Annotated in this window: 12 protein-coding genes; 8 read left to right on the top strand and 4 right to left on the bottom strand. The window is 65.9% G+C overall.

Going from position 1 to position 19,813, the window contains the following annotated elements; genetic code table 11:
* From I7X43_RS16125 to I7X43_RS16115, 3 genes are all read left to right on the top strand, one after another.
* Window positions 1–3,449, top strand: a 3,449-nt coding sequence (locus I7X43_RS16125) for an Ig-like domain-containing protein (RefSeq protein WP_198101982.1), incomplete at its 5' end; no start/stop codon positions are given.
* Between the two features lie 23 nt (window positions 3,450–3,472).
* A complete protein-coding gene (locus I7X43_RS16120; RefSeq protein ID WP_198101981.1) occupies window positions 3,473–6,250 on the top strand; it encodes a beta strand repeat-containing protein in 2,778 nt (925 codons plus the stop codon).
* A 24-nt stretch (window positions 6,251–6,274) separates the two neighbouring features.
* Entirely contained in the window at window positions 6,275–6,610 is a 336-nt protein-coding gene (locus tag I7X43_RS16115) for a hypothetical protein (protein ID WP_246480482.1), read from the top strand.
* Between the two features lie 22 nt (window positions 6,611–6,632).
* Here the strand turns inward: I7X43_RS16115 and I7X43_RS16110 are convergent, their stop codons facing one another.
* Window positions 6,633–7,115, bottom strand: coding sequence for an Lrp/AsnC ligand binding domain-containing protein (locus tag I7X43_RS16110; protein ID WP_198101980.1), 483 nt, complete (start codon window positions 7,113–7,115; stop codon window positions 6,633–6,635).
* A gap of 88 nt (window positions 7,116–7,203) precedes the next feature.
* Between I7X43_RS16110 and I7X43_RS16105 the strand changes: the two genes are divergently transcribed.
* The 4 genes from I7X43_RS16105 to I7X43_RS16090 all read left to right on the top strand — a co-directional run bounded on the left by I7X43_RS16105 (window position 7,204) and on the right by I7X43_RS16090 (window position 15,807).
* On the top strand, window positions 7,204–10,722 hold the full coding sequence (locus tag I7X43_RS16105) for an L-glutamate gamma-semialdehyde dehydrogenase (protein WP_375140402.1): 3,519 nt from the start codon (window positions 7,204–7,206) through the stop codon (window positions 10,720–10,722).
* A 108-nt stretch (window positions 10,723–10,830) separates the two neighbouring features.
* Complete coding sequence (gene gshA / locus I7X43_RS16100; RefSeq protein ID WP_198101979.1) at window positions 10,831–12,348, top strand: glutamate--cysteine ligase; 1,518 nt, start codon at window positions 10,831–10,833, stop codon at window positions 12,346–12,348.
* Between the two features lie 89 nt (window positions 12,349–12,437).
* Window positions 12,438–14,417, top strand: a complete 1,980-nt coding sequence (locus I7X43_RS16095; protein WP_246480481.1) for a DUF1800 domain-containing protein — start codon at window positions 12,438–12,440, stop codon at window positions 14,415–14,417.
* A 7-nt stretch (window positions 14,418–14,424) separates the two neighbouring features.
* The gene (locus tag I7X43_RS16090; RefSeq protein WP_198101978.1) at window positions 14,425–15,807 is read left to right on the top strand and encodes a DUF1501 domain-containing protein; all 1,383 of its coding nucleotides are present in this window, start codon (window positions 14,425–14,427) and stop codon (window positions 15,805–15,807) included.
* Window positions 15,808–15,819: 12 nt separating this feature from the next.
* Here the strand turns inward: I7X43_RS16090 and I7X43_RS16085 are convergent, their stop codons facing one another.
* The 3 genes from I7X43_RS16085 to I7X43_RS16075 all read right to left on the bottom strand — a co-directional run bounded on the left by I7X43_RS16085 (window position 15,820) and on the right by I7X43_RS16075 (window position 18,705).
* Entirely contained in the window at window positions 15,820–16,200 is a 381-nt protein-coding gene (locus tag I7X43_RS16085) for a hypothetical protein (RefSeq protein WP_198101977.1), read from the bottom strand.
* A gap of 149 nt (window positions 16,201–16,349) precedes the next feature.
* On the bottom strand, window positions 16,350–17,537 hold the full coding sequence (locus tag I7X43_RS16080) for an amino acid aminotransferase (RefSeq protein ID WP_198101976.1): 1,188 nt from the start codon (window positions 17,535–17,537) through the stop codon (window positions 16,350–16,352).
* A 91-nt stretch (window positions 17,538–17,628) separates the two neighbouring features.
* A complete protein-coding gene (locus tag I7X43_RS16075; RefSeq protein WP_198101975.1) occupies window positions 17,629–18,705 on the bottom strand; it encodes a DUF2332 domain-containing protein in 1,077 nt (358 codons plus the stop codon).
* Window positions 18,706–18,746: 41 nt separating this feature from the next.
* Here I7X43_RS16075 and I7X43_RS16070 point away from each other — a divergent pair, with 41 nt between their 5' ends.
* A complete protein-coding gene (locus tag I7X43_RS16070) occupies window positions 18,747–19,409 on the top strand; it encodes a Crp/Fnr family transcriptional regulator (RefSeq protein WP_198101974.1) in 663 nt (220 codons plus the stop codon).
* Window positions 19,410–19,813: the final 404 nt, after the last annotated feature.

Below are 19,813 nucleotides of genomic sequence, written 5' to 3'. Positions count from 1 at the left end.
CGAATGAAGACACGGCGGTCAGCGGCAGCCTGCCCGCGGCCAGCGACTTGGACGGCGACACCGTCAGCTACGCCAAGGCCAGCGACCCGGCCCATGGCACGGTGACCGTGAATGCCAACGGCAGCTACGTGTACACGCCGGCAGCAAACTACAACGGCCCAGACAGCTTCACCTACACCGTGAGCGACGGCCAAGGCGGCAGCAACACCTACACCGTGGCGATCACGGTGAACCCGGTCAACGACGCGCCGGTGGCGGCGAACGCGACCGCGACGACGAATGAAGACACGGCGGTCAGCGGCAGCCTGCCCGCGGCCAGCGACTTGGACGGCGACACCGTCAGCTACGCCAAGGCCAGCGACCCGGCCCATGGCACGGTGACCGTGAATGCCAACGGCAGCTATGTGTACACGCCGGCAGCAAACTACAACGGCCCGGACAGCTTCACCTACACGGTGAGCGATGGCCAGGGCGGCAGCAATACCTACACCGTGAACGTCACGGTGAGCCCGGTCAATGATGCGCCGGTGGCGGCCAACGCGGCGGTCACGACGAACGAAGACACGGCGGTCAATGGCACGCTGCCCACGGGTAGCGATGTGGATGCCGATGCGGTGAGCTACGCCAAGGCCAGCGACCCGGCCCATGGCACGGTGACCGTGAATGCCAACGGCAGTTACGTCTACACCCCGTCCCCGAACTACAACGGCCCGGACAGCTTCACCTACACGGTGAGCGACGGCCAGGGTGGCAGCAACACCTACACCGTGAACGTCACGGTGAGCCCGGTCAATGATGCGCCGGTGGCGGTGAATGACACCGTGTTCACCAACGAGGACGCGGCCTTGACCATGGCGCCGCAAATCTTGCTGGTCAACGATCGCGACCCTGAAGGCGACTCGCTCACCATTGTCAGTGTTCAAAGCGCAGTCAATGGAACCGTCTCCCTGGTGGGGGGGAATGTGGTGTTCACGCCCCCTGCGAACTACACCGGCCCCGCGTCGTTCACCTATACGGTGATGGATGCCCAAGGTGCGACAAGTACTGCGGTGGTCAATGTCATCGTCAACCCAATGGGCGATGCACCTGAAGGTGCGGATGCCAGCTTAACAACCCTGGAAGACACGACGATCAACGGCAACTTGCCGGCCGCCAGCGACCTGGACGGCGACACCGTCAGCTACGCCAAGGCCGGCGACCCGGCCCATGGCACGGTGACGGTCAATGCTGATGGCAGTTACGTGTACACGCCGGTGGCGAACTACAACGGCCCGGACAGCTTCACCTACATGGTGAGCGACGGCCAAGGCGGCAGCAACACCTACACCGTGGCGATCACGGTGAACCCTGTCAACGATGCGCCGGTCGCTGCGAACGCAACTGCGACAACGAATGAAGACACGGTGGTCAGCGGCAACCTGCCCGCGGCCAGCGACCTGGACGGCGACACCGTCAACTACGCCAAGGCCAGCAATCCGGCCCATGGCACTGTGACGGTCAATGCTGATGGCAGCTATGTCTACACGCCGGTGGCGAACTACAACGGTCCGGACAGCTTCACCTACACCGTGAGCGACGGCCAGGGTGGCAGCAACACCTACACCGTGGCGATCACGGTGAACCCGGTCAACGACGCGCCGGTCGCGGCCGACGCCAGCATTTCGACCAGCGAAGACACGGCGATTGAGGGCAACCTGCCGGCTGCGAGCGATGCGGATGGCGACGCCGTCAGCTACACCAAGGCCAGCAATCCGAACCATGGCACGGTCGAAGTGAATGCCGATGGCAGCTACGTGTACACGCCGGTGGCGAACTACAACGGCCCGGACAGCTTCACCTACACGGTGAGCGATGGTCAGGGCGGTAGCAACACCTACACGGTCAATATTGACGTGGGCGCCGGAAACGATGCCCCGGTGGCGGCCAATGCCGAGGTGTCCACCAACGAAGACACGGTGATTGAGGGCAGCTTGCCTGAGGCTAGCGACCTGGATGGCGATGCGGTGAGCTACGCCAAGGCCAGCAATCCGGCCCACGGCACGGTGACGGTCAATGCTGATGGCAGCTACGTCTACACGCCGGTGGCGAACTACAACGGCCCAGACAGCTTCACCTACACGGTGAGCGATGGCCAGGGTGGCAGCAACACCTACACCGTGGCGATCACGGTCAATCCGGTCAACGACGCGCCGGTGGCGGCCAACGCCGAGGTGTCCACCAACGAAGACACCGTGATTGAGGGCAGCTTGCCCGCGGCCAGCGATTTGGACGGCGACGCCGTCAGCTACGCCAAGGCCAGCAATCCGGCCCATGGCACGGTGACGGTCAATGCTGATGGCAGTTACGTGTACACGCCGGTGGCGAACTACAACGGCCCGGACACCTTCACGTACACGGTGAGCGACGGTCAGGGCGGCAGCAACACCTACACCGTGGCGATCACGGTGAACCCGGTCAACGATGCGCCGGTGGCCGCCGACGCTGAAATTTCGACGGATGAGAACACGCCGATCGAAGGCCTCTTGCCCGAAGCGACGGACCTGGACGGCGACACCGTCAGCTACGCCAAGGCTGGCGACCCGTCGCACGGCACCGTCACCGTGGGCGGCGACGGGAGCTATGTCTATATCCCCGCGGAAGGCTACAGCGGGCCCGACAGCTTCACGTACACCGTGAACGATGGCAACGGCGGCAGCAATACCTACACCGTCGACATCGTGGTGCATTCGGGGAACGATGCCCCGGTTGCCGCTGATACCAAGGTCAGCACCCCGGAAGACGCGCCCATCAATGGGACCCTCCCAGAAGCAGTCGATGCAGATGAGGACCCAGTCAGTTACTCCAAGGCCAGTGACCCCGCCCATGGCGCGGTGACCATCAACGCTGACGGCACCTACACCTACACGCCCAACGGCAACTACAACGGCCCGGACAGCTTTACGTATACCGTGAGCGATGGGCAGGGTGGTAGCAATACGTACACCGTGAGCATCAACGTCACGCCGGTGAACGACGCCCCGGTGGCCGTGGACGACGCGATCACGGCGACGGAAGACACGCCGTTCAGCTCGACCGTGAGCCTGCTCGCCAACGACACCGACGTGGACGGCCCGAGCCTGACGGCCGTGGCCGGGACCTACACGACGGCGCAAGGCGGCACCCTAGTGCTGGCGACTGACGGCAGCTACACCTACACGCCGGCGGCGAACTTCACGGGCACGGACAGCGTGAACTACACCGTGACGGACGGCAGCTTGACTGACGTGGGCACGCTGACCATCACCGTGGGTGCGGCGAACGACCCGACGAGCGTGACGGGCGACACCAGCGGCAACGGGGACGAAGACACGGTCATCAGCGGCACCTTGACGGCCACGGATGCGGATGGTCTGAGCGACGGCAGCGTGTACAGCGTGACGGGTCAGGGCGCGAACGGGCAGACAGCCTGACGACGGCCGAAGACACGGCGCTGGTGATTGCAGCCAGCAGCCTGCTGGCGAACGACACGTTTGAAGGCAGCCCGACGGTCACGGCCGTGGGCAGCGCGGTGGGCGGGACGGTGAGCCTCTCGGGAGGGAACATCACGTTCACGCCGACGGCCAACTACAGCGGCGCGGCGAGCTTCACGTACACGGTGACGAGCCCGGCGGGCATCACCGAGACGGCGACGGTCAATGTCACGGTGACGCCGCTGCCTATCGCCAGCGTGAGCGTGAGTACCGCAAGCGTGACGGAAGACGGCGCGACGAACCTTGTGTACTCGGTGAGTCTGGATCGTCCGTCGTCGACGGACACGGTGATCAATCTGGGCTGGAGCGGGACGGCGACGGCGGGCACGGACTTCACGGGAACGCGGCCGGCGACGATCACCATCCTGGCAGGTCAGACCACGGGTAGCACGACGGTTACGATTGACCCGACTGCAGACAGCACGTACGAGCCCAACGAGACCGTGGTGGCCACGATTGCCAGCGGCAGCGGCTACAGCATCAGTGGCACGGCGGGCAGCGCCACGGGGACGATCACCAATGATGATGCGGTGCCGACAGTTAGCTCGGTTACGAGCGACACTCAGAGCGAAGGCACGAGCCTGGTGCACACCGTGACGCTGTCCAACGCGTCCTCGAGTAGCACTAGTTTTGCGTTCACGCTCGGTGGTGGCACGGCGACGGGCGGCGGGACGGACTATGGCACGCCGACGTTCAGCAACGGCGTGACCCTGGTGGGGGGCAACCTGGTGGTGCCGATTGGTGTCACCAGCTTCACTATCACGACGCCGACGACACAAGACAGCCTGGTCGAGCCCAACGAGACCTACAACCTCAGTGTGGGAGGAGTGGCTGCCACGGGCACGATCACGAACAACGACGCGTTCACCGTCAGCAACGTGACGAGTGATGATGATGACGTCAATGAAAACCGCGATGCGTCGGCGCTCAATGACATCACCCAAGCGGGCACCATCACCAATGTGGCCAGCAATGTGGTGCTGTCGGTCAACACGGCAACCCTGCCTTCGCTGACCTCCAACGGCACCACCGTGACCTATGCCTGGGATGCCGGCAGCCGAACCCTGACTGCCTCGGCGGGCGCCCAGTCTGTCTTCACGGTGACGCTCAACGCCTCGAATACCGGCTATACCTTCAAGCAGCTGGCAGCCCTGGATCACGCAGTCGTTGCTGGGGAGAACCACAGTCTGAGCATTCCCATCAGTTTGAATGCTCGCGACAGTCTGGGTAATTTGATCGGCAGCTCCTCATTCAACGTGACCGTCTGGGATGACGCGCCCACGGTGAGCTCGACGCCGCGCTCGTTCACGATCGCCAACGACGGCGTCTACACCGAGACCGGTGTGCTGACCGAAGCCACAGTCTCAAATGACGTGACGCGGGTGAGCTGGAATACCGCCAGTTTGCCGACGAACTTGGTGGTCGACGGCAAGACGATTGTCTGGGTGGATCTTGGCACCGGCACGCTGGAAGGGCGAACGGCTGCGGGCGACTCGGCCAGTACCGTGCTGCGGGCAACGGTGGATCCAAATGCCGTGAACGCTGGCGGCAACCCGCAGTACAGCGTCCAGTTGGTGACGCCGGTAGGCTCAGACGGCACGATCGGTTCGATCAGTCAGCCGACGACGGCGTACACGACCATCGGCGGCGGCAACGTAAACGACAAAACCCTGCTCTTTGGCGGCTACGTGGTGAATGAAATGAAGGGATTTACGAGCGCGGGAGCTGCCGGCTCAGTCAACACCAATAACGGGTGGATCGGTGTTGGTGGGAGTCCCGGCCCAGGCAATTGGTTTGAGGACGGTGAATATCTGACGATGGATTTCTCGTACCAGGGCACTAGTGCACCAGCCGAGGTTCGCGGCGTGGGCTTGAAGTTCGACGGTGGGGGCAATGCCTCTTATTCGGGAATTTGCACGGTCACAGCCGCAGTGAATGCCGCAGGCGATACGGTCACCTATTCGGTTCCTTTTTCTTCCGCTGGCGGCGTGTCCACAGTGTCGATCCCGTTAATGAACGGCGCCATCTACTTCACCAAGTTGGAGGTGCGGCAAATCTCGGGATCTTTCCGCATGAATTTCGACGGTGGCGGGTTGACCTACAACGATTACTCCAAAGACATCAACCTCAGCCTCGGCTATACCTTGACCGATGCGGATGGCGATACGGCGTCGGGAAGCTTCAGTGTCTTGCTGGATGCTGTTCCGGCATCTGCCACCCCCGCCTTCAATGCACCCCAGGAGCATGGTCTCTTCGCCGTTGACCCCGGTGCCGCCACCGTGGCCGCCCCGAGCGCGGCTGCAGCCCCCTCCACCGGCGCGGGCTCGTTCCAAGTGGAGCCCTCGGAAGGCGAACACCGCCACGCAGGAAGCCGGGAGAGTGTGGCGTGGCTGGACGAGGCTTCGAACCAGGTGCTGCGCCTGGATCTCGCCGATCTCGCGGCGCCGCAGGAGACGGTCGTGGCCCAGGACGCGCCGGCTTCGGGCGCTGCCCTGGACCTGCGCGATCTGCTGCAGCCGCTGGACACCCACGCGGCAATGGCGGGGTTGCCCGTGGGCCCGCAAGCGGTTGAGACGCCGCTGGTGGGCCAGCCGCTGACGGTGGCGGCCGCCCCGGTGGTCGAGGTGCGCGAGTTGACGGCGCACGAACTGGCGCAAACCCAGGCCGCGCTGTCGGGCGGGGTGGATGCGGTGGCTGAAGAGCTGCTGCGTCAGCTCAAGCATCCGGTCAGTGGCGTTTAAACCGACAGAGGCTGGAGAGGCTGCATGCCCTACATCGTCCGTGATCCGACCGGGGCCATCGCCGGGGTGCTGCGAAGCAACCCCGGTGGGGCCGAATACATCGAGGGCAGCGACGCGGAGTTGCGTGCTTTTCTGGAAGCCATTGCGCCGTCGAATGGCGAATTTCAGCGACTGGACGCCGAGTTCGTCCGGGTGCTGGAAGACGTGATTGAGACCCTGGTGGCGCGCAACCTGCTCACCATCACCGACCTGCCCGAAGACGCCCAGGCCAAGCTGTTTGCGCGCAAGAGCTTCCGGGAGCGCAGCGGGCGGAACTCGCTGAACCTGTTTGTCGAAACCGACTACGGCGACGTGATTTGAGGTGCGGGGCTCGGGTGCGGGTTCACAACCGCACCCCGGGCTCGCATTTCACCTCTTCCATGACCACATAGGTGCGGGTTTCGCGCACGCCCGGCAGCGTCCAGATGCCGCTGCCGATGAACTCTCGGTAGGCGGCCATGTCGGCCACCCGGGTCTTGAGCAGGTAGTCGAAGCCACCGGCCACCAGGTGGCATTCCAAGATCTCGGGCCGGGCCTGAACGGCCCCTTTGAAGGTGTCCATGACGTCGTGGACGGTGCGGTCCAGCAGCACCTCGACGAAGACCATCAGCGCGGCTCCGAGTTTGTCCGGGTTGAGTTGGGCCCGGTAACCCAGGATGAACCCCTCGCGCTGCAGACGTTTGACGCGCTCGTGAACGCTGCTGGCGGAGAGGTGCACCTCGTCCGCCAATTTTTGGTGCGTCATGCGGGCGTCTTGCTGCAGGGCGCGCAGGATGCGCAGGTCAATGCGATCCAACCCCTCTGGCGGGTGAGCGTCCCAATCCATGTCGGAAATCCTTCGGTGTGCCAGCGAATTGTCCGCAACATTTTCGGATTGATGCGGCCTAAAGTCCACGGATCATCAGGAGATCCTCATGGCTGCACTGCCCGCCCGCCCCGAAATTCAACGCTTGCCCGAGCCATACCGGGACGAGAACGCCCAGGTCGCGGCGCTCTTGAATGAGTTGGGGGCCATGCGGGAAGGTTGGGGGCAGGCCGTGGCGCTGGCGGCGCCGTGGGTGCAGCAGGTGCGCGACAACCCGGCGCCGTTCTGGGCCATGGAATCGCTGCTGCGCGAGTACCCCATCACCCGACCCGAGGGCCTGGCCCTGATGCGTCTGGCTGAAGCTCTGTTGCGGGTGCCCGATGCAGAAACCGCCATCGCGCTCACCGCCGACCAACTGGGTCGTGCGGATTTCGATGCGGGGAGCGAGGGCCCGCACAAGATGTTGGCCAGTCTGTCGGCCGCGGCCATCAACTTGTCCAAGAAATTCCTACCCGGAGAGGACAGTGGCGGCCTGCTCGGTCGCATGGGCAGCAAGACGGTGGTTGCGGCCACGGTGCGCGCCATTCAATTGCTGGGCCGTCAGTTTGTGCTGGGCCGCAACATCGATGAGGCCCAGGGTGAAGCGGCCAGTGCGCGGCGTGAACAGCCCCAACTGACCTTCAGCTACGACATGCTCGGAGAAGGCGCGCGCACGGAGGCGGACGCCGAACGCTACCTGGCGAGCTACCGCAATGCCATCGCGCGCATCGCTGCACGCTCGCCCGGTGGCCGCGCCAGCAGCCCCATGAAGGCAGACGGCATTTCGATCAAGCTCAGCGCGCTGTTCACCCGCTATGAAGTGCTGCAACGGGAGCGCGTGTTTGAAACGCTGGTGCCTCGCGTCCAAGGTTTGGTGGATGCGGCTGCCCAAGCAAACATGAACCTGACCATTGACGCGGAAGAGGTGGACCGCCTGGAGCTGAGCCTGGATGTGTTTGAGGCCCTGGCGCGCCACATCGCGGACAAGCACCCGCAGTGGCAGGGTTTTGGCTTGGCGGTTCAGGCCTACCAAACGCGGGCTCGCGCGGTGGTGGATGCCGTGGCGGCGATCGCCCGCCAGCTGAACCTGCGCTTCATGGTGCGCCTGGTCAAGGGCGCCTATTGGGACGGGGAAATCAAGCGGGCCCAGGAGCTCGGCCTGAGCGACTACCCCGTCTTTACCCACAAGGCCCACACCGACATTTCTTACTTGGCGTGCGCGCAAGCGCTGCTCGCCCACCAAGACGTCATCTACCCGCAATTCGCCAGTCACAACGCGGGCACTGTGGCCGCCATCCTGGAAATGGCCCGTCACAGCGGGGCGGCCTTTGAGATGCAGCGCTTGCACGGCATGGGCGAAGGCGTGTACCGCGAGGTGTTGAAAGACCCGGCCGTGCCTTGCCGGGTGTACGCCCCCGTGGGGGAACACCGCGACCTGCTGGCCTACCTGGTGCGCCGTTTGCTGGAAAACGGGGCCAACTCCTCCTTTGTCCACCAGTTGGCGGACCCGCAGGTGGACGTGCCCACCCTGCTGGCTTGCCCGCTGGAGGATGTGCGTCCTGCGCCCACCCTGCCGCGCCCGCTGGACCTCTACAAGGCGGCCGGCGAGCCGCGGGCCAACAGTCGCGGTGCGGACCTTGCCGCGCCGACTCAACGGGCTCCGCTGACTGCTGCGATTGCCACAACGGTGGTGCCGAGCCTCCCACTGGCCTCGGCGGAGGACGTGCGGGCGGCCATGACTCGCCTGCAGGATGGTTTTGCCGCTTGGAGCCGCACCCCGGTGGCCCAGCGCGCCGCGGTGCTGCGCCGCGCCGCCGACCTGCTGGACGATCAGTTGGCCCCGTTCTGCGGGCTCTTGGTCAAAGAGGCGCACAAGACGCTCGCAGACTGCATTGCCGAGGTGCGCGAGGCCGTGGACTTCCTGCGCTACTACGCCGACGAGGCCGAGGCCGCGGGCGATGCCGCCATGCAGGGCCGTGGCGTGTTCGTTTGCATCTCACCGTGGAACTTCCCGCTGGCCATCTTTGCCGGCCAGGTCGTGGCCGCTCTGGTGGCTGGCAACACCGTGGCCGCCAAGCCGGCCGAGCAAACGCCGGCCGTGGCCCAGGCCTGCGTGGAGTTGTTCTACGCCGCCGGCTTGCCGCGCGACGCTCTGGTGCTGCTCAATGGACTGGGTGAGACCGTGGGGGCCGCCCTGGTGGCGCACCCCGCCACCGCGGGCGTGTGCTTCACCGGCAGCACGCAAGTGGCCAAGATCATCCAAAAGACCCTGGCACAAGGCGCCGAGCCCAAGGTGCTGATCGCCGAAACCGGGGGGCTCAACGCCATGGTGGTGGACTCCACCGCCCTGCCCGAGCAGGTGGTGGACGCGGTCGTGCAAAGCGCCTTCCGCTCGGCCGGCCAGCGCTGTTCGGCCCTGCGCCTGCTGTGCGTGCACGAGTCCGTGGCGGAGGGTGTGATCCACATGATTCAGGGCGCGTTGGCGGAGTTGCGCTGCGGCGACCCGACCAACCTGGCCACCGATGTCGGCCCGCTGATCGACGCTGAGGCCTATCAGGGCATTCGGGCGCAGGTGGAGCGCTTGCGTTCGGGGGCCCGGCTCATCGCCGAGGGCAGGCTACACGACGCTCAGGTGCCCAACCTGCTGGCGCCCATCGCGTTTGAGCTCAAGTCCATCGCTGAAGTCAAGACGGAAATTTTCGGCCCCGTCTTGCACGTGGTGCGCTGGAGTGGCGATCCGGAGGCGATCATCGACCAGGTCAACGCCCTGGGCTACGGCCTGACGCTGGGCATCCAAACCCGCATCGACACCCGTGCCGAACGCCTGGCGGATCGCGCCCGCATTGGCAACGTCTATGTGAACCGCAACATCATTGGTGCCGTCGTGGGCGTGCAACCGTTCGGCGGCGAAGGCCTCTCGGGCACGGGCCCCAAGGCGGGCGGCCCGAACTACCTCTGGCGCTTCGTGCGTCCGCACCCCGTACCGCAGCGCGCCGCCGCCGCCTCCAGTCTGCCCGAGGCCTTGGCGCAGCGCCTGCGCGCCCTGCAGGCCGCGATGCCCGATCAAGCCGCCTTGCTCGCGCAGGCCGCCCCGCGCTTGCTGACCCAAGCGCTGCCGGGCCCCACGGGCGAGCGCAATGAACTGCGCTTGCATGCCCGCGGCCACGTAGTGGGTTTTGTCAACGGCGAGGGCTGGCGCCCCGCGTTGGCACTGGCCTTGCTCGCGGGCAACCAAGTCACCGTGGTGGGCCAGTCTTCCGCGCTCACGGCCGCGGCCGCCTTGCAGCAGCAGTTCCAAAGCCTGGGTGGCGCCGACTGGATGGCTTGCCAAGAGCACGCACCCGCCGATTGGTTCGATTGGGTTCGTCATGCGGCGCTGGATGCCGCGTTCTGCGCGGGTCTCAGCCACGATCAAACGGCGGCCTTGCTCTCCGCCCTGGCGGCGCGCAGCGGGGCCATCGTGCCGCTGGTCACCCCCGATGAGGCACAGCAAGCGCAGCAGGTCTACCGTTTTGCCGCCGAGCAGACCTTGACCGTCAATACGGCGGCCGCCGGGGGCAATGCGGCGTTGCTGGCGGGTTTGCACTGACCGCTGATGCCCTTGGAAGGCCTTGCGCTGGCAAGGCCGGTCCAAGGGTGGTAGAACCCTCTCCACGCGGCGTCACCACGCCGCGTGTTTGTTCCTGGGTGTACCGATATGACCTTGACTGCTGACCTCCGTGGGCTCACGCCCGAGCGTTTGCGCGGCATGCGCCGTGGGATTGAGCGCGAAAGCCTGCGCGTTCAGCCCAGCCATGCCCTGGCCTTGACGCCCCATCCAATTGCGTTGGGGGCTGCGCTGACGCATCCGCACATCACGACGGATTTCAGCGAGTCCCAGGTCGAACTCATCACCGGCGTGCACGCTCGCGCGGAGGACTGCATTCAGGAGCTGGCGGAGCTGCATCAATTCGTGTATCGCGCGCTGGGTGATGAACGGCTGTGGGTCAACTCCATGCCCTGCTGTCTGCCGGTGGATGAGTCCATCCCCATCGGGCGGTACGGCAGTTCGCACATTGGCCGGGCCAAGGCGGTGTACCGCGCGGGCTTGGGCCACCGCTACGGCCGGCGCATGCAGATGATCTCGGGCATCCACTACAACTGGTCGCTGCCCGGCTTGGACAACGCGGCCTACTTTGGCTTGATTCGCAATTTCCGCCGCCACAGCTTTGTGTTGCTCACGCTGTTCGGTGCTTCGCCGGCGGTGTGCAGCAGTTTTGTCGAAGGGCGAGAACATGGCCTGCAAGCACTCTCGGCCACCCAGCCGGGCGCGTTGATCCTGCCGCATGCCACGTCGTTGCGCATGGGGCGGTTGGGCTACCAGAGCGACGCCCAGTCGCGCTTGGCGGTCAGCTACAACTGCCTGGACCGTTATGCCGAGTCGTTGCAGGCGGCCTTGACCGAGCCCTACGGCCCCTACGAACGGATTGGGTTGCGCAACCTGGGGGGCGAATACAACCAGCTCAGCACCAGCCTGCTGCAAATCGAGAACGAGTTCTACGGCACGATCCGCCCCAAGCGCGTGATCCGCAGTGGCGAGCGACCCTTGCATGCGCTGCGCGAGCGCGGCGTGGAGTACGTCGAGGTGCGCTGCATGGATCTGAACCCCTTCGAGGACGTGGGCATCGGGGCGGACACCTTGCGGGTGTTGGACCTGTTCTTGCTGCATTGCCTGCACACGGACAGCCCGCCGGACAGTCCTGAGGAGATCGCCGCGATCGCCCGCAACCAGCAACTCACCGCGACACGCGGGCGCGAGGTGGGGCTGATGCTGGAGCGCGGCGGGCAGGCCGTTTCCCTGATGACCTGGGCTGGCGAAATCTTGACGGCCTGTGAACCGTTGGCCCAAGCCGTGGATGCGGCCCTGGGGGGGGAGGCCTACCAGCAGGCGCTTGCCCAGGCTCAGCAGGCCTTGCGTCAGCCGGAGGGCCTGCCCTCGGCGCGGGTCTTGGCGGCCACTCGGACCGAAGATTCCTTTATTCGCGCCACCGGTCAGATGAGCGACGCCATTCGAGAGCGTCTACTCGCTCAACCCTTGGCCCCAGAGGTTCAGCAACGTCTGTTGCTGGAAGCCGCCGCGTCCATTGCCGAACAAGCCCGGGTAGAGGCCGCTGACACCGAGCCTTTTGAGGTGTTCCGGCAACGCTACCTGGACCCACACACCTTGGTTTGTTGAGCGCGGGTTAAGCCCGGCAAAGCTTTTCCAATCGTTACCCATTTGACGACGCAAACTCGCATACTGCGCTCTCCAGGAGGGCAGCGAGCATGCAAGGCGTGGAACAGTTGGAACGACCGCGGGAGCTGTGGGCCGCGGTGGCGGGGGCGGCGGCGCTCTTGAGTGCTTGCGGTGGGGGCGACACCCTGCCGGACGCCATGTTGGAGACCGCTTCGGCGCAGGACATGCGCCATTTGCTGGCGGCCAGCCCCTCGGCGGACACGCCCTCACCGGGGGCAAGCGTGCCCAGCGCGACGCAACTGATGGACTGGGCGGAGAACGTCTATTCCCCGTTTTTCCCTTCGCACGAACCCGATCTGCGGGCGGACCCCTTCACCTACCGCTATTACCCGTCGACCCAGAACTACCTGGGCGTTGCGGCCGATGCCTCGGGGGTCTCGCGCGTCTACATTTTTGGCCCGATATCCGGGGGCGTGCTGGCCGATGTGGGGGCGCTGGCCGATTTCTCGGAGCGGGTTTTGGCCGGGGTCGCGCCCGCCAGCGACGCTCTGGCCGCCCGCTTCCTGAGTCAAGCCACCCTGGGCTATACGGAGGCCGACATTGCGGCGCTGCGCGCCGCAGGCGGCTATCGCGCTTGGCTGCAAGCCGAGATGGCCAAGCCGATTTCCACGAGCAATTGGGACTGGCTGGTCAGCAAGGGCTATGACACCAACGCCAACGCCATGACCGGGCTGGCGGGCTTCGATTCGTCGATTTGGCAGCGCTTGATCACCGCCCCCGATGGCTTGCGCCAGCGCATGGCCTTGGCCTTGAGCGAATTCTTCGTCGTGGGCGTGGATGGGGTGACCGGCAATTGGAAGCCCTTCCGCATGGCCGCGTATTGGGACCTGCTGGCTGCCAACGCCTTTGGCAATTACCGCACGCTGCTGGAGCAGGTGACGCTCAGCGTGGCCATGGGCAATTACCTGAACATGGCGGGCAACCAAAAGGAGAACGCTGCGACTGGGCGCGTGCCGGATGAAAACTACGCCCGCGAGGTGATGCAGCTCTTCTCGATCGGGCTGGTGGAACTGAACCTGGATGGCACACCGAAGCTCAACAGCCAGGGCCAGCCCATTGAGACCTACACCCAGGACATGGTGACGCAGCTGGCGCGCGTGTTCACGGGTTGGGATTTCGACCGCAGCGGCAGCGGCACCACGGTGCCGGAGTTCGCGCGCAAGCCCATGGTGCTCAACGCCAATCTGCACTCCAATCTGGCCGCGTCGTTCCTGGGTGTGACGGTGCCGGCCAACACGGCGGGTGCAGCGGCGCTCAAGATCGCGCTGGACACGCTGGCCGCGCACCCCAATGTGGGCCCCTTCCTGGGCAAGCAGCTCATCCAGCGCCTGGTCACCAGCAACCCGAGCCCCTACTACGTGGCCCGGGTGGCCAAGGTGTTCAACGACAACGGCCAGGGTGTGCGCGGTGACCTCGGGGCCGTGGTACGCGCGGTGCTCTTGGACGACGAAGCCCGCGACCCCGCCAAACTCAGTGACCCCAGTTGGGGCAAGCTGCGCGAACCCATGTTGCGGGCCATCCAGTGGGCGCGCGCGTTCAAGGCGAATTCCCTGACCGGCAATTGGAACCTGGGCAACACCAGCGACCCCTCTCGCAGCCTGGGGCAAAGCCCCCAGCGCTCGCCCTCGGTGTTCAACTATTTCCGACCCGGCTACGTGCCGGCGGGCAGTGCGATTGGCACGGCGTCCCTCGTTGCGCCCGAGTTCCAACTCAGCAACGAAACCAGCGTGGCGGGCTACCTGAACGCCATGCAAAACGTGGTGGGGTCGGGTCATTCGGACGTCAAACCCAATTACGTCAGTGAATTGGCGGTGGCGGCGGACGCGAATGCGCTCTTGGATCGGGTGGTGGTGTTGCTCAATGGCACGGCGCTGTCCACGACGTCTCGCGCCACGATTCTGGGCGCGTTGAACGCCATTGCGGCCACCTCGGACACCGGCAAGGCCAACCGCGTTTACGCGGCCGTCTTCTTGGTCCTGGCCAGCCCGGACTACCTCGTTCAAAAGTGAGCCCGACATGAGCAAGACAGCTGTTGATCTGGCGCGCCGCGCCTTCTTGCGCCGGGCCGCACTCACCGGGGTGGCCGGAGCCGCTGCGCCCTGGGCGCTGAATCTTTCCCTGATTGGGGAGGCGGCCGCCGCCACCAACCCCAGCGATTACAAGGCCCTCGTCTGCGTCTTTCTTTATGGCGGCAATGACAACGGCAACACGCTGATCCCGGCCGATGCGACCAATCATGCGCAGTACGCCACGGTGCGGTCGACCCTGGCCCTGCCGCAATCTGGCTTGGTCGGAACCACGCTGACGCCGAACGCGGCCCTGCCTGGGGGTTTGCAGCTGGCCTTGAACCCGGCCATGGCCGCACTCATGCCGCTGTGGGACGCAGGACAACTGGCGGTACAACTCAACGTGGGCCCTTTGATCGCGCCCACCACGCTGGCCCAGTACAACGCGCGTTCCGTGCCGCTGCCGCCCAAGCTCTTTTCGCACAACGATCAGCAGTCCATCTGGCAGTCGGACCTACCTGAAGGCGCGCAGTCAGGCTGGGGCGGCCGCATCGGCGACTTGATGCTGAGCGGCAACGGCGGCTCGGTGTTCAGCTGCATTTCGGTGACCGGCAATTCGGTGTTTCTCACCGGAAAAAGTGCGGTGCAGTATCAGATGGGGACGAGCGGCGCCGTGGCCATTAACGGCATTTCACGCTCGCTCTATGGGTCCGCGGCCGCCCAGGCTGCCCTGCGCAACCTGATCACGGCGTCCAGCAGCCACCTCTTTGAAGCGGAATACAGCCGGGTGACCAAGCGCAGCATCGATGCGGAAACCCAGGTCACGGCGGCGCTGGCGGGTCTGCCCGAGCTGAGCACCCCTTTTGACGCCAACAACAGCTTGGCCAACCAGCTCAAGATGGTGGCGCGCATGATTGCCGCCCGCGGCAGCCTGGGGGTCTCGCGCCAGGTGTTCATGGTGTCGCTGGGCGGCTTTGACCTGCACGACAACCTGCTGACCAACCATCCGGGCTTGCTGGGCAACGTGGCGGGCGCGCTGGCCAGCTTCCAGTCCGCCATGAGCGAGCTCGGGGTGGCGGATCAGGTCACCGCTTTTACGGCCTCGGATTTCGGCCGTACGCTCACCAGCAATGGCGACGGCTCCGACCACGGCTGGGGCAGTCACCACTTCGTTTTGGGGGGTGCGGTGCGGGGCAAGGCCTTTTACGGCACGGCCCCCAGTTTCGCCCTGGGGTCAGGCAGCGAGGTCGGTCAGGGCCGCTTGTTGCCCACCACGTCGGTCGATCAATTCGCGGGCACCTTGGCCACCTGGCTGGGGGTGAGCGCCACCGATCTCCCGATGGTGGTGCCCAACCTGTCCAATTTCAGCCTCAGGAACCTCGGGTTCGTCTGAGGCTGGGCGCGATCAAGTCGGCGTCGGCACGCCCGCCATGCGGTCGTGCTTGACGAAGTATTGGCGCGCCATGGCCACCAGTTGCTTGTCCGAGGGGTGGTCCACCGTTTCGTAGCCCACCACCTGGCCCACCTGCGACGCGCGGTGCTTTTCCAGGTAGTGGCGGAAGTCCGTTTGCGCGGTGCGCGAGCCGGTCACCAGCACCTCGGTCACGCCCTTCATGGCGTCGCACACATCGGCGAAGAACTCATGCTCGCTGCGCACCGCACTGCCATGCTGCTTGGTGTGGTGCGTGTGCGAACGGATGCGCTCGGCCTCAATGTGCTCGGCGTCGAACTGGAACAGCTTGGCTTCGTGGTGATCAAGCCAGAGCACGGCGTGGAAAAGAGACATGAAAACCTCCTGTTGACAATGGCTTCATCCTGTCTCGGCTGGTGCGCAAGCGCCTTGAGGCGAGTCAATTCACCAGAAGGTGTTGCCGGCGCGCATCGGGCACAAAAAAGCCCGCCGAAGCGGGCTTGTGCAGGGCGGCTGCGCGGGGCTCAGGCCAGCACGGCGGCCATGGCGTTGGCCACCACTTCCACGTTCTTGCTGTTCAGGCCGGCCACGCACATGCGGCCGCTGCGCACCAGGTACACGGCGTGGTCGTTCTTCAACGCATCGACCTGATCGGGGCTCAGGCCCGTGTAGCTGAACATGCCGCGCTGGGTCAGGAAGTAGTCGAAGTTGCGGCCGGGCACCTTGGCGCTCAGCACCTCGTGCAGGGCCTTGCGCATGGCTTGGATGCGGGTGCGCATGGCGTCCACTTCGGCGTGCCACAGGCTGTTCAGCTCGGGCGTGTTCAACACCGTGGCCACCACTTGGCCGCCAAACGTGGGCGGGTTGCTGTAGTTGCGGCGGATCATGAACTTCAGCTGGCCCAGCACGCGCTCGGCCTCGTCGGCGGTGGGGCACACCACGGAGAGGGCGCCGCAGCGCTCGCCGTAGACGCTCATGTTCTTGCTGAAGCTGTTGGCCAGCAGGAAGGGGCCGCCGGCCGCGAGCAGCTCGCGCACAGCGAACAGGTCTTCGTTCAGGCCGTCGCCATAGCCCTGGTAGGCCAGGTCCAGGAAGGGCAGCAGTTCGCGCTCGTTCAACAGCTTGACCAGCTCCGTCCACTGCGCGGCGCTCAAGTCCACGCCCGTGGGGTTGTGGCAGCAAGCGTGCAGCAGCACCACCGAGCGGGCCGGGGCCTTGGAGAGGGCATCCATCATGCCGGCGAAGTCAAGCTGCCCGTCTTGGTAATAGGGGTAGGTCGTGGTCTCGACGCCCGAGCCTTCAAACACCGCGCGGTGGTTGTCCCAGGTGGGGTTGCTCAGGTACACCTTGCTGGCCGGGAAGTGCGCCTTGATGAAATCGGCCGCGACTTTGAGGCCGCCCGAACTCCCCACGCCTTGGATGGTCGCGATGCGGCCGGCCTTCAGCGTCGGGTGATCGGCGCCGAACAGCAGGTTCTGCACGGCGCTGCGGAAGTTGGCCGCGCCCTCCATGGGCAGATAAGGGCGGGCACCTGCGGCCTCCACCACGAGGCGCTCGGCTTTGCGCACCGATTCCAGCGCCGGGATCTTGCCGTTCTCGTCGAAGTAAATGCCGATCGAGAGGTTGACCTTGCCAGCACGGGGGTCCTTCTGGAAGGCCTCGTTCAGGCTGAGGATGGGGTCACCGGCGTAAGGGGGGATGTGCGCAAACATGGGCGAAGGGAAGGGAGGGACGGAGTTCGGGATTATCCCGATTCGCGGCGATTTGCGCTTCGCGCTTGGCCAGCGCTCGGTTCACCAGGACTCAAGCCCCTACTGGACGCGCCCAGCGCCCGTGGGCATGGGCCCACAGCAAGGCCTGGCTGCCCCGCGCCCGGTGCAGGCTCAGCAGGCAAGCCGTGGGCTCCGGTGCCGCGGGCGGCAGGGGGCTCAGGGGGTGGCAGGCCAGGGGTTCGAGGCAGATCCAGGCCAGGCCGCGCTCGCGCACCAGGTGTAGCGCACGCTGGTGAAAGGCGGCCAGCGCCGCGGGTTGCAGGTAGGCCAGCACCCAGCTGGTCAGCAACACGGGCTGCACGGCCGCGGGCAGGCTCGCCTGCCAGGCCTGCAACTGGTCCAGCCCCTGCTGTTCGTCGCGGCAGGGCTGAACGCGCCAGTCTTGCCCCTGTGCCCAGGCCAGGGCCTGGGAAAGGCGGGTGTGGCGCGCGCGGTCATGTGGCCACAAGCAGGCTTGGAGCCAGCGCCGGGCGTTGGCATCCTCCACCGACACCGGGGCGGGGTCCACACCGTGCCGCGCCACCACGGACCAAGCGCTTTCGGGCGGCGGTGCCCCAGGGCCGCGCCAGTCGCAGCCCAGCTGCAGACGCGTGCCGGGGCCGCGCTGGAAGCCGCCGTAGTCGATGCGGTCTTCGTCCACCCCCAGGTTCAGGCCGGCGCTGGCGCCCAGCTCGAACAAGGCCAGCCGCGGGTGCTCGGCGCCCAGCGCGTCCAGGCCCAGGCGCAGCAGGGCCGTCCGCCCGGCCTCATTGGTCTGGGTGGCGCGCGAGCGCAGGTGCTGGCGCAACACGGCGCGCTGCGGCCCCAAGGCCAAGGCGCGCAGCGCGGCGGGCAGGTCGGCGTCGGGGGCGCGGGTGCCACCCAGGTTGGGAAAGTAGGCCGCCAGGGGGTCCCTGGGGTCGGCCAGCAGGCGTTCGTGCAGGGCGGCCAGCAGCAGGTTGGGGCGCGCTTGGCTCGGTGGCACCTCGTCGTGCAAGGCCAGCAATTCAGGGTCCGCCGCGACGGCCAGGCAAAGGGCCACGTAGACCGCTTCGTCGGGGCACTCGTGGGCGGCGAAGTGCAGGTAGCGCTGCGCCCAGGTGCGCTGTTCGTCCAATGGCATCGTCATGCTCGGCAGTGTGCCGGTGGGCGTCCGGTAACAATGTCGGAATGCCGACATTGTTGGAATCGCTCTGGCACGTGGCCCAGGCTGAGCTGGCGGGTGCGGTGCCGCTGGCGCCTCCGCCATTGGGGCTGCACGACGAGTTGCAGCGCCACCTGGTTCAACGCCGCCTGCGCGCCGGGGCGGTGCTGTTTGCGGCCGGCCAACGGCCGGGTGCGTTTTATGCCGTGCTGGAGGGCGAGATCGTCTGTAGCTTGCTCGGGCCCGACGGCAGCGCTTCGGTGCTGGAGCACGTTGGCCCGCCGCATTTCTTTGGGCTGGCGGCGTTTGTCACCGGCCAACCCAGCACCTACGAAGCCCGGGCTCACGGGGCCACGCGCCTGCTGGCGATCACACCGCCGGCCTACCTGGCTCTGATGGACGGCTGGCCCGGATTCGCCCGCGCGCTGTTGGCGCACTTTGGGGCTCGCTTTGCCGGCAACCTTCAGCAACTGGAAGCGGCCCGGCACCGACCCGCCGCGGAGCGCCTGGCGCTGGCGCTTCAACAACTGCGGCGCGAACGCGGGCGGGCCGAGGGCGGCTCGACCTGGGTACCCGCCACCCAGGCAGAACTGGCGGCCCTGGCGGGCGTGACGCGCCAGACGGCGAATGAATGGCTGGCGCGGCAGGGCGGCGTGGTGCGGGGGTATGGGGGGATGTGGCTGGGGTGAGCGGGGAGATTCGAGCGGGATGTCAGCGTTGTGGGCGATGGCGGCCCCCGGCTGATTCCGCTCGCGCTGGTGACAAGCGCTGGCATGATGACCGTTGAGTTCACCCAACTCCCGGGGCCTCAGAAACCGCCGCCACCCAACTGCATTACGGCGCAGTTTTCGGATGGATGAAAATTCAGAGAACAAGGGAAAACGCATGACGGATCAAGCACTTGCGATGGTGCGAGTCAGCCTTTTTATGCAGCAGTACCCGGTTTTATGCAGTCTCCCGAAAACGCGTTGAACTAAACCGCTGACGCGGTGGCTGCCTCAGAGGGGCGGTCACCGCGTTTGGCTTTGGGGTTTTGGCTTGTGCGGGGCCCGCAGAGTGGCCAGTCTTGGGGCTGGGGAATGTTCCTCAGCAC

The sequence above is a fragment of the Inhella gelatinilytica genome, assembly GCF_016093295.1.
Taxonomy (GTDB): Bacteria; Pseudomonadota; Gammaproteobacteria; order Burkholderiales; family Burkholderiaceae_C; genus Inhella; species Inhella gelatinilytica.
This window is presented reverse-complemented; position numbering and strand designations above follow the sequence as displayed.

Bases quoted from the DNA above. Each gene is read 5' to 3' on its own strand.
- gshA (WP_198101979.1), top strand. From the start codon at position 10,831: ATGACCTTGACTGCTGACCTCCGTGGGCTCACGCCCGAGCGTTTGCGC.
- I7X43_RS16075 (WP_198101975.1), bottom strand. From the start codon at position 18,705: ATGACGATGCCATTGGACGAACAGCGCACCTGGGCGCAGCGCTACCTG.
- I7X43_RS16095 (WP_246480481.1), top strand. From the start codon at position 12,438: ATGCAAGGCGTGGAACAGTTGGAACGACCGCGGGAGCTGTGGGCCGCG.
- I7X43_RS16115 (WP_246480482.1), top strand. From the start codon at position 6,275: ATGCCCTACATCGTCCGTGATCCGACCGGGGCCATCGCCGGGGTGCTG.
- I7X43_RS16080 (WP_198101976.1), bottom strand. From the start codon at position 17,537: ATGTTTGCGCACATCCCCCCTTACGCCGGTGACCCCATCCTCAGCCTG.
- I7X43_RS16070 (WP_198101974.1), top strand. From the start codon at position 18,747: ATGCCGACATTGTTGGAATCGCTCTGGCACGTGGCCCAGGCTGAGCTG.
- I7X43_RS16085 (WP_198101977.1), bottom strand. From the start codon at position 16,200: ATGTCTCTTTTCCACGCCGTGCTCTGGCTTGATCACCACGAAGCCAAG.
- I7X43_RS16090 (WP_198101978.1), top strand. From the start codon at position 14,425: ATGAGCAAGACAGCTGTTGATCTGGCGCGCCGCGCCTTCTTGCGCCGG.
- I7X43_RS16110 (WP_198101980.1), bottom strand. From the start codon at position 7,115: ATGGATTGGGACGCTCACCCGCCAGAGGGGTTGGATCGCATTGACCTG.
- I7X43_RS16105 (WP_375140402.1), top strand. From the start codon at position 7,204: ATGGCTGCACTGCCCGCCCGCCCCGAAATTCAACGCTTGCCCGAGCCA.